General features: G+C 52.0%; 10 protein-coding genes and 1 pseudogene. 8 read left to right on the top strand and 3 right to left on the bottom strand.

Annotated features, from left to right (window positions below):
- Window positions 1–340 precede the first annotated feature (340 nt).
- Window positions 341–1,564: pseudogene (locus FHT67_RS21800) on the top strand (IS110 family RNA-guided transposase).
- 131 nt (window positions 1,565–1,695) lie between these two features.
- Here FHT67_RS21800 and FHT67_RS21795 read toward each other — a convergent pair.
- Complete coding sequence (locus tag FHT67_RS21795; protein ID WP_132313666.1) at window positions 1,696–2,184, bottom strand: GNAT family N-acetyltransferase; 489 nt, start codon at window positions 2,182–2,184, stop codon at window positions 1,696–1,698.
- A 547-nt stretch (window positions 2,185–2,731) separates the two neighbouring features.
- Window positions 2,732–4,777: a beta-galactosidase gene (locus FHT67_RS21790; RefSeq protein WP_167201311.1), complete on the bottom strand. Its 2,046-nt coding sequence runs from the start codon at window positions 4,775–4,777 to the stop codon at window positions 2,732–2,734.
- A gap of 183 nt (window positions 4,778–4,960) precedes the next feature.
- On the opposite strand from FHT67_RS21790, the gene FHT67_RS21785 reads away from it, so the two are divergent.
- From FHT67_RS21785 to FHT67_RS21760, 6 genes are all read left to right on the top strand, one after another.
- Window positions 4,961–5,806 carry a helix-turn-helix domain-containing protein gene (locus FHT67_RS21785; protein ID WP_167201310.1) on the top strand — a complete coding sequence of 282 codons (846 nt, stop codon included), beginning with the start codon at window positions 4,961–4,963 and terminating at the stop codon, window positions 5,804–5,806.
- A gap of 243 nt (window positions 5,807–6,049) precedes the next feature.
- A complete protein-coding gene (locus FHT67_RS21780; RefSeq protein ID WP_243867360.1) occupies window positions 6,050–6,583 on the top strand; it encodes a MarR family winged helix-turn-helix transcriptional regulator in 534 nt (177 codons plus the stop codon).
- A 26-nt stretch (window positions 6,584–6,609) separates the two neighbouring features.
- Complete coding sequence (locus tag FHT67_RS21775; protein WP_167201308.1) at window positions 6,610–8,070, top strand: aryl-sulfate sulfotransferase; 1,461 nt, start codon at window positions 6,610–6,612, stop codon at window positions 8,068–8,070.
- An 11-nt stretch (window positions 8,071–8,081) separates the two neighbouring features.
- Window positions 8,082–9,119 (top strand): ABC transporter substrate-binding protein, encoded by a 1,038-nt coding sequence (locus tag FHT67_RS21770; RefSeq protein ID WP_167201307.1) that lies wholly within the window; start codon window positions 8,082–8,084, stop codon window positions 9,117–9,119.
- 13 nt (window positions 9,120–9,132) lie between these two features.
- Window positions 9,133–9,945, top strand: a complete 813-nt coding sequence (locus FHT67_RS21765) for an ABC transporter ATP-binding protein (RefSeq protein WP_167201306.1) — start codon at window positions 9,133–9,135, stop codon at window positions 9,943–9,945.
- Window positions 9,942–10,721: an ABC transporter permease gene (locus FHT67_RS21760; protein ID WP_132310408.1), complete on the top strand. Its 780-nt coding sequence runs from the start codon at window positions 9,942–9,944 to the stop codon at window positions 10,719–10,721. Before FHT67_RS21765 ends, FHT67_RS21760 begins: the two co-directional genes overlap by 4 nt.
- Before the next feature lie 54 nt (window positions 10,722–10,775).
- Here FHT67_RS21760 and FHT67_RS21755 read toward each other — a convergent pair whose 3' ends face one another.
- On the bottom strand, window positions 10,776–11,789 hold the full coding sequence (locus tag FHT67_RS21755) for a LacI family DNA-binding transcriptional regulator (RefSeq protein ID WP_347880116.1): 1,014 nt from the start codon (window positions 11,787–11,789) through the stop codon (window positions 10,776–10,778).
- 503 nt (window positions 11,790–12,292) lie between these two features.
- On the opposite strand from FHT67_RS21755, the gene FHT67_RS21750 reads away from it, so the two are divergent.
- A complete protein-coding gene (locus FHT67_RS21750) occupies window positions 12,293–15,304 on the top strand; it encodes a glycosyl hydrolase (protein WP_167201305.1) in 3,012 nt (1,003 codons plus the stop codon).
- Window positions 15,305–15,367 lie beyond the last annotated feature (63 nt).

Here is a 15,367-nt window from a genome sequence, read left to right as displayed (position 1 = left end):
AGAGCGCCTCCCTGATGTGTTGTCGACAAACCCATCATACCGAGGCGCTCCTTTTTTTACAAAGCTCATTTCTTAAGCTCTACAGGATTGTTTAGCCATCCATGCCCCTCTCGGGGCACCACAGAATAATGAAAATTTTGCTGCCGCGTTCTATACTATTCTTACGGCTGGTGAGGAAGGTCGTTAAGCTATGGTGTTGCGAACCCACCCGTTAGTCTGACTCCAACGATCATGGTGCACCACGGTATGTCGCTCCTTTTTGGAAGCACGCGGGGTAGATTAATCCTTTTCTGGTTGTTGCCCAGTCCTCAATTCTAATTGCCGTAGAAAGGTGAATGTTATGGATGTCCTCATCGAGCGCGCTTGCGGTTTGGATGTTCACAAGAAGTCCATTACCGCTTGCATCGTGACTCCCGAAGGAAAGGAGATTAAGACGTTTCGTACGCACACGGTTTTCTTGCTTGACTTGATCGACTGGATCAAGCAGCATCGCTGTACACATGTGGCCATGGAGAGTACCGGGGTCTACTGGAAACCCATCGTCAATCTGCTTGAAGCCGAGGAGATTCAGTTTCTTGTCGTTAACGCCCAGCATATTAAGGCGGTCCCTGGCAGGAAGACGGACGTGAAAGATGCAGAGTGGATATGCAACTTGCTGCGTCACGGGCTACTAAAGCCGAGTTATATTCCTGACCGTAACCAACGCGAACTTCGCGAATTAGTCCGTTACCGGCGCAGCCTGATTCAGGAACGATCCCGTGAACACAACCGAGTCCAGAAGGTTCTGGAAGGCGCTAATATTAAGCTCGCCGCTGTTGTCTCCGACATTATGGGCGTGAGCAGCCGCGATATGATGGGTGCCATGATCGAGGGTGAAGAAGATCCGGAAAAGCTGGCTGCCTTCGCAAGACGAACCTTAAAGAAAAAGAAAGAAGAGCTAGAATTAGCCTTACGGGGTAATATGAGTGCACACCAGCGGATCATGCTGAAAACGATGCTTACTCATGTCGACTTTCTGAATGAACAAATCCTTGAGCTGGACACGGAGGTAGCCAAACGGCTCGACCCTTTTCAGCAAGACATTGAGCGATTAGATACCATCCCGGGAATTGGCCGACGTACTGCGGAACAAATCTTGGCTGAGGTTGGAACCGATGTTGGTTCTCGCTTCCCTTCTGCCGCTCATCTCTGCTCATGGGCTGGTCTTGTGCCAGGGCAAAATGAAAGTGCCGGAAAACGAAAATCCTCGAAAACCCGTAAAGGCAACAAGTATCTTCGAGCGGCACTTATTGAAGTCGCCCACTCCGTATGAAGATCCGACAATTACTTGGGAGCTCAGTACCGGCGCATCGCCGCACGTAAAGGCCGGCACCGAGCAGCTGTAGCTGTCGCCCACTCCATCATGGCTATTGTTTATTACCTTCTCACACGCAATGAGGACTACAGAGATTTAGGCAGTCATTACTTTGAACAGCGACAGCAAGAAGCCATTATGAAGCAAGCTGTTCGCAGGCTTGAGAGTCTTGGTTTTCAGGTTGCTCTTTCTACCTCAGAGGCCTCTTAACCGTCCTAGTCTCACATAATATCGAAGAAGCACAGTTTTTAAAAAAACATAAAAGCTGGGCTTAGTTTCGTGTTGCCATATTTAGGTCTGAGCTAAGAGTAATTTTCGGGGTAGTTTAACCCCTTGACACTCTACCCAATTATTTTTTGGTAGCTGGCGATATCCAATCTTCTGTTGAATTTATAACCTACTTCCTTAAAGTGAGCACATTTTTCGTAACCTAGTCGTTCAAACAACCGAATACTGCGTTCATTTTCAGTACATATCGTTGCTACAAGTACATGGAAACCTAACTCTTTAGCTTTTAATTCTAGAAACGAAATTGCTTTTGACCCAATTCCATTACCAAGATGGTTAGGGTCTATGTAAATCGTTACTTCAGCAGTTACATCATATGCTTGTTTATTTTTATGTTGGGTAAGCAGAGCATATCCTATGACTGAATCCTGTTCTTCAATGACATACGTCTTATAACGATTATTCCCATTCATTACATTGTTCCGAATTTGATCTAATGTTAGTTCTTCTGTGTGAAAAGAAACGGTCGTATGTGTTACGTAATAGTTGTAAATAAAATGTACTTTAGATAGGTGCTGCTCTGAAATTTCGAGTAGTTGCATCTCTCTTTACCGCCCCTTTTGTGCCTGAAATAATATTTGCATTTTATCACAAAATGGAAGGTTCTGGTTCATCCAATTTCTGCGTTATCCTGCCCGTTAGCTTAATAATTCGTGCAATTCTACAGCGATTGTATAGAAAAAACGATATCCAAGATCATACATAAAAATAAAAAGTCGCAGTTTATGCGACTCCCGGTGGTATGTAGATGTTCCAGTTCTCGGACAGCTCAATCTAACCCTTGAGCGTAGGAAACTTCCTCCTACAAGCAGTATTAAAGAACTTTAATTTCACAGACAATTAAATATTCCCTATCAATTAAAAAACTTTATTTTCTCACACCAATTAAATTAATTATAAACAACAGAATCTATTAAAATGACTTGTAATCTCCCTGTAATATTCCGCTCAGGTTCCTTTCATTTTCGGCTACTATAATAAGGGACAAGACCCCCCTTTATATATTCTCTATTGTTGCCTGCGGCTGATTGCCGCAGGCTTTTTGTTTATACAAAGCCCCCGCAGGCATTCCCGCGGGGGCTTTCCACATTAAAGCTCCAATATCATAACGCCGTATGCCGGCATCTCTGCATCGTTTTCCAGTGCCGTTCCCGTCAGAAGGTCTGTTGCGCGCTGCTTCACTTGAACCGTTACCGGCTTATCCGAATAGTTCAGCAGGAAGGCGTAAGAGGCAGCATCCGAAGCGCGAATGCCGATCTCGACTTCGGCCGGCGCGGTGATCCGGTCCGCGAGAGGCGAGCTTAAACCAAGCTCATCCAGAATACCGTCGACTACCGGTTCGCTGTAGGCAGCTCCTAAGTACCAGACTTGACCTTCCCCAACGCTCCGGCGGGTTAAGGCCGGCTCCCCTCGATAATATTCCGAGGAATATCGGGCGATAACTTCCGCTTCCGGGTTCTGAACGCTAAGCACCTCGTTGAAGCCCATCGCCTTCGTGCCTTCGGACAATCGGCCTTCCCATCGCAGCTCCGCCGCATATACTTTTCCCTTGATTAGCGTAAAGTCCTCAACCGTAATGCCGCATAGTCCGGCAACCGGACCCGGGAATGGACGCATGTAGCATTGCCCGTTTATATCCTTGTACCCCGTGCGGGCACCCAGGAACAGCTTGCCGCCTTGCTCCACATAGCGGGTCAGCAGCTCGGCCGTCTCATCGGTCATAATCGCCGAATGCGGATAGACGATAACTTTGTACTTGGCTAAATCCTCGAGAGTCGTATTGGAACGCAAGAAAACGGAGTCTGCCGGAATATGACGGTATTGCAGCTGCTTGAACCAGGATCGCATGCTCTGCCACTGCAGAGGGCCATGCCATACGTCCATTTCCGCATCCCAGTTGTTGTTGTAATCCTGGATAAAAGCAACTTCCGCTTGATACGCCGTCCCTGCGATCAGGGAGCCGATCTTCGCGAACTCGCCGCCTACCTGCGCCACCTCCCGGACTCTCCGGTTCGGCTGGTTGTGGTAGTCATTGATGCCATGCCAATAAATTTCGGTGCCAAAGGTTGCCGTCCGCCAGCGGAAATAGACAAGCAGATCGGTCCCGTGAAGCACGGATTGATACGACCATAAACGGATTTGTCCCGGTCTTGGCGTTCCCATCTCAATCCGGTCGACCCAGCCGCCAGGTCCGGATTGCTGCTCCATGACGCAGAAGTTGGGGGATATGGATCTGACATTCGTCAAGTTAATGCTCGATTGTCGGTCCTGCAGCGGCTTGATTTCATCTTTATCGTAGAAAATGGTGCTGAATTGCGGGTAAGAATCATACGAGAAGAAATCGAGCAGATCATCCGTCATCTTATGATTGTCGAGATGGCCGAACAATCCGTTAGTCGTTACCCAATGCTGCGGCGCCAGCTCGCGGATAATATCAACTTGCAGCTTGGCATATGAGATAACGTTATCCGAAATAAACCGCTTCTCGTCGAGAGCCAGATGGGGGTTTGGAGACTCGGTCTGCGACAGGTGAAGCTGCTCCCAATCCGTATAGGTCTGGCTCCAGAATACCGTGCCCCAAGCTTTATTGAGATTGTCCAACGTCTCATACTTCTCTTTGAGCCACACTCGGAATGCGGCATGGTCGGCTTCGGCGTAAAACACGTTTTTCTCGCAGTTAAATTCGTTATCGATCTGCCACCCAATAACCGCAGGATGGTCCTTGTAAGCGTTCACCATATTGCGCACGATCCGCGCCGAAAGCTCTCGGTATTTCTTGCTGGAATAATTGTAATGGCGGCGCATGCCGTGTTTGATCGGCAAGCCTTCCTTAGTTGCATTCAGCACCTCGGGGTATTTATGCGTCAGCCAAGCCGGAGGCGTTGCGGTAGGCGTACCCAGAATAACTCTCAGTCCGTACCGGTGCGCCAAATCCATTACCCGCGTGAAGAAGCCGAAATCAAATACGCCTTCCTGAGGCTCGAGCATAGCCCAAGAAAATTCCGCCATCCGGATCACCGAGATATTCATCTCCCGCATGCGTCGGAAATCGTCCTCCCACAGCCCCTCCGGCCAATGCTCCGGATAATAACATACCCCTAATGTTAACTCGTCCATTTGGATCGATTTTGCCATAGCGGCCATCCTCCTTAGCTTATCTTGCATCTACCTTACATTCTAGTGGAGGCCCAAGCAGAAGGATATGACAAAAAGATGCGATATGTATTAATATATTGTCATCTAAACCTAATCTCTATGCCGTATTTAACTGCGTTTTAACATAACGTATAAAAATATTGCGTTGCAACGAGGTGTTTTATGAAAGAACATATCTTCCTTCCGAAGCCGATTTTCCCCCGTCATATTTGCTTCCCTGACTTCATCGGCGGCTACGGCGATTTCCCGGAGCATGCCGTCAACCGGGAATTCGCCACAACCGAAAACAACCTGGACCGTTATTACAATTTGCATATCGTACTGGATGGCAAAGGTTATCTGCACACGGACAGCATGACCTACGAGCTGACGCAGGGACAAGGTTTTCTGTACGGACCTGGACTTAGACAAACGTACCATTCGGATACCCTAAATCCTTGGAATATCCGTTGGGTGCATTTTTATGGCGCAAGGCTGGAGGAGCTTCTGGATGGAAAAGGTCTTGATGAACCTTGGCTCTTTCATTTGCCTGATCTTGCTCCTGTGGAAGCCTTGATGGAGCGCCTCCTCAAGCTTGGCAGAAGCTATGAAGTAGATGACGAATACGCGGCTGCATCTACGCTGTACGAGCTGCTCGCCAGAATTCAGACGACCGCCAGTCAGGTTAACGTGTCCGTCCATCAGGCTGCGGACAAAATCCGGGCGGCTGCCAATTATATACGCGCCCACTGCAATCAGCCCTTTACCCTGGAGCAGGCCGCAGCGATTGCCGGTTACAGCTCCCATTATTTCAGCCGGAAGTTTAATAAAACCTTTGGCAAGTCGTTCTCCGACTTCCTGACCGAAGCACGCATACTCCGGGCGAAGCAGCTCCTTGCTTCAACCCGTTTATCGGTCAAGCTTATCGCGCTCGAAACCGGTTTTTCCCAAACCAGCTATTTCAGCAAATGCTTTCGGGACCAGGAAGGCATGACGCCGCTTCAATTCAGGGAAATGCATAAGACGTAAAAATTATTTTTAAATACCACTTGACTTGTCGGAATTATGGGGTTAATATCAATCCATAATCCTTCAACGTTCATTCTTTTAGCGTTGAACTAATTTCATAAAGCCGATTGGATAACCAAAGGCCACAACTGACGTACCTGAACACAGGGCGTATGTTGCGGCCTTTTTTGTCTATATCAGGCACTTTGGCGGACATTTTTTAGGAGGTAACGAGAGCAAAACATGGCAGATTTCATATCCCCAATGGAAGAAAATGATTGGCTGTTCAGGAGGATGGTACGCAGATTCGTTAAGGAACGCGACAAAATCTCCGTGGAGGACATTGCCCTGCCCGGCTTCCTTATTCTCCGGAGCATTCAGCTCAGCGGCGCGCAAAAGCTTGGAGACCTGGCGGAGCAGCTTGATCTGACCTCCGGCGCCATCACGGCGCTCTGCGACAAGCTGGAAGCGAAGGGCTTCGCGGAGCGGCAGCGTCTGCAAGGCGATCGCAGGAACGTATGGCTGGACATTACGGAGGAAGGCCGGCAGCTGCTGAGCAGGTACCCCGAGCTTGGCAAACGCGGAGTAAATCTCCTCTTCGGCAGCTTTAACGAGGAAGAGCTCGCCTGCCAGAAGGAAATTTTCGAGCGTATTTACGCCAATCTGGAAGGCTTCTCCGAGCGTTACATGGCAATGGTCAAGGAATACGATGTGCAAAAAGCGGAGCAGAAAACGGCTGAAAAACCACAAAAGCCGCCTGCCGCGCAACCGAATCAAAATTATTTCCTGAATTATTAAACTATTTCGTTTAAGGAGTGTTGAACATGGGACATCCCACTATTTATCCAACCGGAGCAACGGTATATTTGCCTGAGAAAGCATGGAGCGGCTACACGATTTTCCAAGCAGCCAACGTAGGCGCCCTGCTGATTGATATGAGCGGCAAAGAGGTTCATTTGTGGAAAGGTCTGCGCGGCTTCCCGAACAAAATTCTGCCGGGCGGTTACGTGGTAGGCAGCACGAAGGAACGCGATCCGAAATACGGCTTCCAGGACGAAGCCGATCTGGTGCAGGTGGACTGGAACGGCAATATCGTATGGAAATTCAACCGCCTCGAATACATAGAGGATCCGGGCTGCGAGCCGGAGTGGATGGCGCGCGCGCATCATGATTACCAGCGCGAAGGCAATCCGGTAGGCTATTATGCTCCGGGACAGGAGCCGCGAGCGAACGGCGGACGCACCCTCATCCTTGCTCACCGCAACGTGACCAAGCCGGAAATCTCCGATAAGCTGCTGCTCGACGACGTAATTCTCGAGGTGGACTGGGAAGGCAATATCCTGTGGCAATGGGCGGTAAGCGATCATTTCGAAGAGCTTGGCTTTGACGAGGCGGCGAAAAACGTGCTGTTCCGCGATCCGAACGGCCGTCACTTCGGCGGCAATACGGGCGGCGACTGGATGCATATCAACTCCGCGTCTTGGGTTGGGCCGAACAAATTTTACGATGCCGGCGACGAGCGCTTCCACCCGGACAACATTATCTGGGACGCCCGGGAATCCAATATTATCGCCATTACGGACCGCCAAACCGGCAAAATCGTCTGGCAGCTTGGACCGGACTATTCGAAGCCGGAAGTCAAGCATCTGGGCTGGATTATCGGCCAGCATCACGCCCATATCATTCCGCAAGGCCTGCCTGGCGAAGGCAATCTGTTAGTATTCGATAACGGCGGCTGGGGCGGCTACGGTCTTCCGAATCCTGCGTCTCCATACGGCATCAAAAATGCCGTCCGCGACCATTCCCGCATTCTGGAAATCAATCCGGTCACTCTCGAGATTGAATGGCAGTATACGCCAACGGAAGCCGGTTTTATGGCACCGCTCGATTCTTATCGTTTCTACAGCCCGTACATCAGCTCGGCGCAGCGCCTGCCAAACGGCAATACGCTGATTACCGAAGGCGCCGACGGCCGAATTTTCGAAGTCACCCGCGAGCATGAGCTGGTATGGGAGTACATCTCTCCTTACAAGAACAAAATCAATGCCAATATGGTCTACCGCGCTTACCGCGTCCCTTACGAGTGGGTTCCTCAGCTCGAGAAGCCGGCGGAAGAAGCGATTATTCCGCTCGACGTCGCGGATTATCGCGTGCCGGGCGCCGCCGCCAGAGGAACGAGCTCGGTAGTGGAGGTCGTAGGTACCGGAGAGTACGGCGATGGCGCGTTCTGCGTCGCGACGATCGAAGAAAACCCAAGCACGGCCGATTCCGAAGAAGAAAGCTGAGGCGAAGTTAGATGAAAAAGTTCGGTATTCTCGCAACGGTTCTGGCCGTTACCTTCACCCTTTCCGCATGCGGCGGCAAGGATAATAAGCCGGCAGCAGCTGCGACTAACGCCGCAAGCAACAAGCAAACTGAAGCGGCGGCTGACCCGATTAAGATCAAAATCGCCGATACCTCGACCAACCCGGTATTCCGCGTGGCAAAGAGCAAAGGCTTCTTCGAGAAATACGGCATTGATGCCGACATCATCACCTTCGCTACGCCTGCCGAAGGCATTAACTCCTTGTTCATCAAGCAGGCGGATATCGGCTGGGGCGCGGACTTCCCTTCACTGAATGCGGTAAGTAAAGGCGATTTTTCGATTATTGCCGCGACTGGCACGGACACCGAGGCATCGGCTGCCCAGTGGAAGCTGTTTGTCCGTGACGAAATCCAGTCTCCTGCCGACTTGAAGGGCAAAAAGCTGAGCACCCTTCGCGGTACGTTCCTCCCTTATTTGTGGGATGTATATCTGAAGGATAACGGCGTAGCCGCAGCCGACACGAAGGAGATCGGGCAAGGCGGCTTCGACGAAGCTTACGTCGCCCTCAAGAAAGGCGAAATTGACGCCAGCTGGGTCATAGGCGCTACGCTGATCGATAAATTCAAAGCCATTGAAGGCGTTCATGAGCTGACCGATATGTCTAAAACATCGGTGCGGATCGGCGGCACGATTATCGCTCCTAATTCCTTGATCAAGGATCATCCGCAGGCGATTGCCAACTTCCTGAAGGCCTTGGATGAGACCTCCAAGTACATTGCGGCGAATCCGGACGAAACGGCCGACATCCTGTTTAAGGAGACCAAGCAGCCGAAGGAAGCAACCATCCGGGATTTGCCGACAAACAACTGGACCGTTGGCTTCACCCAGCAATCCTTCGACAGCCTGACGAACCAGAAGAACTATATGGTAGGAGCCGGCATTATTCAAAACGACTTCAACCTGGCCGATAAGCTGAGCCTCGACAGCGTGCAGCAGGCGTTACCCGATCAGTTCACCTATAAGAAATAAGGAGAGATGACAAATGTTGAATACGAGTCCATCTCCAAATACGATTACGATCGAGCGGCTCAACAAGAGTTACTCGGAGGTTAAGCCAGGCTCGGGCGGCTCCGTTCATTACATTATCAAAGATATCGATCTGATCGTGAAGGGCGGAGAGTTCTTCGTTCTGCTCGGCCCAAGCGGCTGCGGCAAATCCACGCTGCTGAATATGATCGCGGGCTTTGTCTCCAAGACCGGAGGCAGCCTGCGCGTCGGGAACGATGAAGTCGACAAGCCCGGCAAGGAAAGAGCGGTAGTCTTCCAGCAGGCGGACTCCTCCCTCTTCCCTTGGCTGACGGTCCGGCAGAACGTTGAGTTCGGCCTGAAAATGAAAAAGATGCCGAAGGACCAGCGCAAGGAAATATCGGACCGTTATATCCGGCTTGTCGGATTGTACGGCCATGAAAATAAATTCCCGCGCGAATTGTCCGGCGGCATGAAGCAGCGCGTTCAGCTTGCCCGCGTATTAGCCAACGATCCGGCGATTCTGCTGATGGATGAACCGTTTGGCGCGCTGGACGCGATGACAAGACGGATTATGCAGAAGGAATTAAGCCAGATCTGGCGGGAAACCGGCAAGACGGTTATTTTCGTCACCCACGATATTCAGGAAGCGCTGCTGCTGGGACAACGGATCGCCGTTATGTCTACCGGACCTAATGCCAAGATCTCCAGCGTCTATCAGGTTCCGCTCGGCTATCCGCGCGACCCTGCTTCCCCCGAACTGAACGAGCTTCAGCGCCATATCCAGTCCCATTTTGACGCCGAGCTGGAAGGAGGCATGTATCCGTGAAGCTTCTAAGCAGGAAATGGGTAACGATTCCTCTTCTGTGGGTCATCACCTTCATCGTGTGGCAGATTGGAGCATGGATTTACGGTCCGGAGATTATTCCCGGCCCTGCCGCTACCTGGCAAGGAGCGCAGGAGCTGCTAAGCGACGGCTCATTAATGAAATATATCGGCATCAGCTTCTACCGGGTATTCGCCGGTTGGGCGCTTGGCAGCCTTCTTGCCATTCCGATAGGACTGACCATTGGCAAAGTAACCGCGATCCGCGTTTTTGCGGAGCCGTTCCTGAACTTTGTAAGGTTTATCCCTCCTATTGCGTTTATTACGCTGTTCCTCGTATGGTTCGGCATTGGCGAGCAGTCCAAGATTGCCCTCATTATGTACGCGACTCTATTTATCGTCATTATCAATACGTTAACGGGCGTGCTCGCTATTGAAGAGGACCGGATCCGCTCGGCCCGCAGTATGGGGGCCTCCGAATGGCAAATTTTGCTCCATGTCGTCATTCCCGCTACCACGCCTTATATCTTCACCGGCATTCGGCTTGCCATGGGTACCTCTTACATGGCGATCATAGGCGCGGAGATGATCGCAGCCAACGAAGGCGTAGGCTTCCTTATCTGGAACTCCAGGCTTTACTTCCGCACGGACTGGATCTTTGTCGGGTTGATCAGCCTTGGACTGATGGGCTTCCTGACCGACCGCATTGTTGGCTGGCTGGGCAGCAAGCTGCTGTTCCGGTACGGCGTCATTAACGCGACGGCCCTTCGCCGCCGCTGACAAAAGAGCTGTCTCAGGGTTCCGGTTACGACCGGCCTTGAGACAGCTCTTGTTTCATGAACCTGCCGCGCCGCAGCTCTGCCGCACGATCAGCTCCGGCGCAACCATAACCGAGCTCGACTGCAGCTGGCCGTTCATCAGATCGTATAGCATAAGTGCTGCCAGAAGGCCAATTTTCTCCTTATCCTGCCTGACGGTGGTTAGCGGAGGAGTGACGTACTGGCATGCTTCGATATCGTCGCAGCCGATAACCGCAACATCTCCCGGGACGCTCAGCCCCTTTTCTCTGATGGCCCGAATCGCTCCGATCGCCAGCAGATCGGAAGCCGCGAATACCGCGCGCGGTACCTGCCCCGCTTCAATCATTGCTGTCATCGCTTCGTAACCGGAATGCTCGAAGAAATCGCTCCCGTTACGAAAGAACGGCTCCATGACCGGCAACCCGTAACGCTGCAAGGCCTCCCTGTACGACTGCTCCCGGAACCGTGAGATCAGGCTTGTCCCCGAGCAGCCGATAAAGCCGAATTCCTTATACCCCTGGAGGTAAAAATGCTCCACCGCCCGGTTCGATATCTGGCTGTTGTCCGACATAACGTAGCCGGACCGGTTGCCGGTCAGCTCCAGGTCGATTCCGATGCACGGAATATCGCTCTGGTCCAGCTCCCCAATGCCGGAGTCAATCTCGTCGCCGGAAATAAGGATGCATCCGTCCACCTGATAATTGCGGCAGCGGGACAAGTAGTCCCCTTCCGAATCTTCGAGTCTCTCATTCGAGAAGAAGAGCAGGTCGTAGCCGAGCAGGCCGATTCTTTTCTTGAAGGCATTGATCACATCCACAAAGAAAAGATGATTAAACTCGGCATTGATTTTACCCGCGTAGACAACTCCGACCAGCTGGGACTTACGTTTCGGAACCTTGGCCGCATTGGAGGCCGTATAGCCGTGCTCCTCCATAATCCGCAGCACGCGCTCTCTCGTTTCGGTGCCGACATCATCGTAATTGTTTACGATCTTGGAGACGGTCGAGACGGAGACTCCCGCCAGCTCGGCGATGGTCTTAATCGTTATTTTCACTGCAATCTCTCGCTTCCGTGGGCAGGTCTGCCCTTCTTCTCTTCTTTCATTCATCCTACCACACCTGTTATTTTTCGGAAATACCGCCGTTTTGTGTTTTTGATTTTACGAAAACTTTCGTTGATAAAACAGGATTTAAGCCCTATTTTTGTAAAAACGCCCACTTCCCTCTTTACAAACGAATTCATCGGGACCATAATCAAGATGAAATTACGAAAACATTTCGAAAAAGTTATCACCTCACTCCTCTTTTTTTTCGCTTCAAACGCAGCAATCATTTCCTTAACCCCTCACCTAAGACATCCAAACAGAATCTATCGCAGCTGTAAAACGACAGAAGACGGTTCCGCAATCACTGGATTATGGAGAATAGGTCTTCTTTTTTTGTCGTCCTTATCCTACGAAGGGAGGCGGTGTTGCCTGACCGGGAGGTCCGGGCACAAAATCCAGGCAGCGTGGAAGAGCGCATAAACATCTTTTTTTTGAGGAGGAGCTTAATGAAGAAGGATATGAAATGGACCAAGCTGATGGTATTAACCGCATTATTTGCATTCACTATACTAGGCTCGTTTACTTCGCCGGCAGCAGCCGCTACGATTGCGGTAGGCGCGGGAAGCTATACGAACAGCCTGCCTGCAGGACAGACCGGACCTCCGGCAACCATCTACAAAACCTCTAACGTGACCGGCGCCATGCCAACCAATGACTGGTGGAGCTCGCTTGCCTGGAAGGCTTACTCGGACGTGATGTTCCCTCACCCGCTTGCCGTTCAGGCCAAGGCAGACGGATTAGGCATCGGCTATCCGGTGCAATCGGGCAGCGCGGACGCCATGTTTGGCGCGTACGTCAACGATTTTACCCTTGGCCATTCCGCCCAATCGAACTTCCCGGACGCTAAGGTAGATGCCTTCTCCGACTGGACGGTATCGATGCTGTTCAGCAGCGGCGGAACGATGCGGATCACAACCGGACACGGCCTGCCGTTTATTTACGGTACATACTCCGGCGGCCTGCCTAAGCTCACCTTCCCTTCCGCTCCAACCGTCTGGTCCGGCACCGCTTCAAGCAGCGTTCTGGGCGTCACGGTTAACGGTCATCACTACGGGTTATTTGGACCTACCGGCTCCACCTGGACCGGCATCGGAACCTCTACGCTTACCAACTCGTTGAACGGCAAAAGCTACTTCTCCATCGCCGTTCTTCCGGATAACACGACGGCTACTCTAAATGCCTACAAGCAATACGCTTACTCCTTTGTAACCAATACAACGTCGAACTACTCCTACAACTCTTCGACCAGCAAGGTGTCAACTACCTACTCTGTGACAACGCAAGCTATGGAAGGCACGCAGACGGGAACGATTATGGCGCTTTATCCCAGCCAGTGGAAAAATACATCAACTTCGCTGCTCCCGTACGCCTACGACAGCGTGAGAGGAACGATGAAGACGGTAGCCGGATCCTCCTTTGCAACATCGCTTACGTATCAGGGCATTCTCCCTTACCTGCCTGCCGTTGGCAGCTATAGCAACGCAGCCTTGAACAACTATATCGAGTCCGTGCGAACCGAAGCGAACCACACTGTCGGGGCTACCGATACGTATTGGCTTGGCAAATATTTGGGCCGGATCGCCAACCTGCTCCCCATCGCCCAGCAGGCCGGCAATACGGCAGCCGCCACGAATTTCGAGAACTATCTGGAAACAACGCTGAGCAGCAATTTGACGGCCGGAACGAAAACCAATAACCTGTTCTACTACAACAGCAACTGGGGTACCCTAATTGGCTATCCGGCCAGCTACGGTTCGAATGATTCCTTGAATGACCATCATTTCCACTATGGCTATTGGGTTCGCGCAGCGGCAGAGGTCGCCCGCAACAATCCAAGCTGGGCTTCAAGCGGTAACTACGGGGGCATGGTGAATATGCTGATCAAAGACTTCGCCAACTGGGACCGCTCCGACACGAGCTTCCCTTACTTGCGCAACTTCGATCCGTATGCCGGCCATTCCTGGGCGTCGGGCAACTCGGAATTCGCGGACGGCAATAATCAGGAATCGTCCTCCGAAGCGATTAACGCCTGGTCCGCAATGATCCTGTGGGGGCAGGCTACGGGCAATACGGCAATCCGGGATGCGGGGATCTACCTGTACACGACCGAGGTTAACGCGGTGAACGAATATTGGTTTAATATCGATGGAACCAACTTCAAGAGCGGATATAACCATAACTATTCCTCGATGATCTGGGGCGGCAAGTCCGTCTATGCAACCTGGTTCTCGGCGGATGTGCAGGCAATCCGCGGCATTAATATTTTGCCGGTAACCGCCGCTTCCGCGTATCTAGGCTACAAGCCATCCTATTCCGCTGCCTTCCTGGCTCAGACAGCCTCCGAACGCGGAGGCAATGCCTGGAACATGTGGCCGGATATATTCTGGGAATACCAAGCGCTCTATGATGCGAACGGCGCAATCAGCCTGTTTAACTCGAATCCGAACTACACGCCGGAGGACGGCGAGACCAAAGCGCATACGTACAGTTTCCTGTACAACATGCAGGCGCTTGGCCAGGTGGATACTTCCGTAACGGCCAATGTGCCAACCTACGGCGTATTCAAAAGAGGCACAACCCGCAACTACGTCGCATACAATCCGGGAACTTCAGCCATTACGGTTACATTCTCGGACGGAGCTACTTTGAGCGTGCCTGCCGGCTCGGTTGCCTCCTCCCTTGGAACGGTGGTTACGCCAAGCGGACCTTCGATCACCAGCGTGAGTCCTTCCTCCGGCTCAGCGGGAAGCACCGTCACCGTAACCGGCAGCGGATTTGGAGCTTCGCAGGGCACATCAACGCTTAAATTCGGTTCGGTTAACGCAACCGTTGCAAGCTGGTCAAACACATCGATTACGGCCACCGTTCCTTCGGGTCTTGCAGCAGGAAGCTATAACGTAACGGTTACGACCTCCTCCGGAACCAGCAATGCGGCGAGCTATACCGTTGCGGGAACATCGCTTTCGAGCAATGTGCTTTATGTGAAATCGGGCTCCAGCCTAAGCTTTACGGCAGGAACGGCGGCAGCAAGCGATGCGATTGCGAGTGCGGGCGGAGCGAACTACGACGGTAACCCGCATAGCGCCAGCACGTATACCGTAACGGGCATTAACGGCACCTACGACTCGACGAAAGCAACCGCCTTCCACCTGTTCTTGGATTCCGGAACGAACGTCGGCAATGGCGTTCAAGTACAGGTCACCTATGACTTTAACGGCAACGGAAGCGCAACAAGAGTGGAAACCTACGGCTACTTCGCGACCAATGACGTAACAGGATGGGAGGACTTTACGCAGGGCGGCGGTCCAACCTCGGCAACCGGCTCCTTCGCGAACATGAACAATGGCACCGTCACGATCAAGGTGTGGAGCGCGATTGGCAACGGGGCATCTTCGCTCCGCGTCAATGCGAGCAGCTCCAACGGTCAGCAGTCTACCGTGACCATACCGTTTAAATAATAGAAAGACCGCTTCGCTCCGGGCATCCTGTGCCCGGCCGCGAAGCGGTCTTTCTCAATTTGG

The organism is Paenibacillus sp. BK720 (assembly GCF_011761545.1).
Lineage (GTDB): Bacteria > Bacillota > Bacilli > Paenibacillales > Paenibacillaceae > Pristimantibacillus.
The sequence above is the reverse complement of the archived record's forward strand: the minus strand, read 5'-3'. Positions and strand labels throughout refer to the sequence as shown.

Bases quoted from the DNA above. Each gene is read 5' to 3' on its own strand.
- FHT67_RS21775 (WP_167201308.1), top strand. From the start codon at position 6,610: ATGGGACATCCCACTATTTATCCAACCGGAGCAACGGTATATTTGCCT.
- FHT67_RS21795 (WP_132313666.1), bottom strand. From the start codon at position 2,184: ATGCAACTACTCGAAATTTCAGAGCAGCACCTATCTAAAGTACATTTT.
- FHT67_RS21770 (WP_167201307.1), top strand. From the start codon at position 8,082: ATGAAAAAGTTCGGTATTCTCGCAACGGTTCTGGCCGTTACCTTCACC.
- FHT67_RS21765 (WP_167201306.1), top strand. From the start codon at position 9,133: ATGTTGAATACGAGTCCATCTCCAAATACGATTACGATCGAGCGGCTC.
- FHT67_RS21785 (WP_167201310.1), top strand. From the start codon at position 4,961: ATGAAAGAACATATCTTCCTTCCGAAGCCGATTTTCCCCCGTCATATT.
- FHT67_RS21790 (WP_167201311.1), bottom strand. From the start codon at position 4,777: ATGGCAAAATCGATCCAAATGGACGAGTTAACATTAGGGGTATGTTAT.
- FHT67_RS21750 (WP_167201305.1), top strand. From the start codon at position 12,293: ATGAAGAAGGATATGAAATGGACCAAGCTGATGGTATTAACCGCATTA.
- FHT67_RS21780 (WP_243867360.1), top strand. From the start codon at position 6,050: ATGGAAGAAAATGATTGGCTGTTCAGGAGGATGGTACGCAGATTCGTT.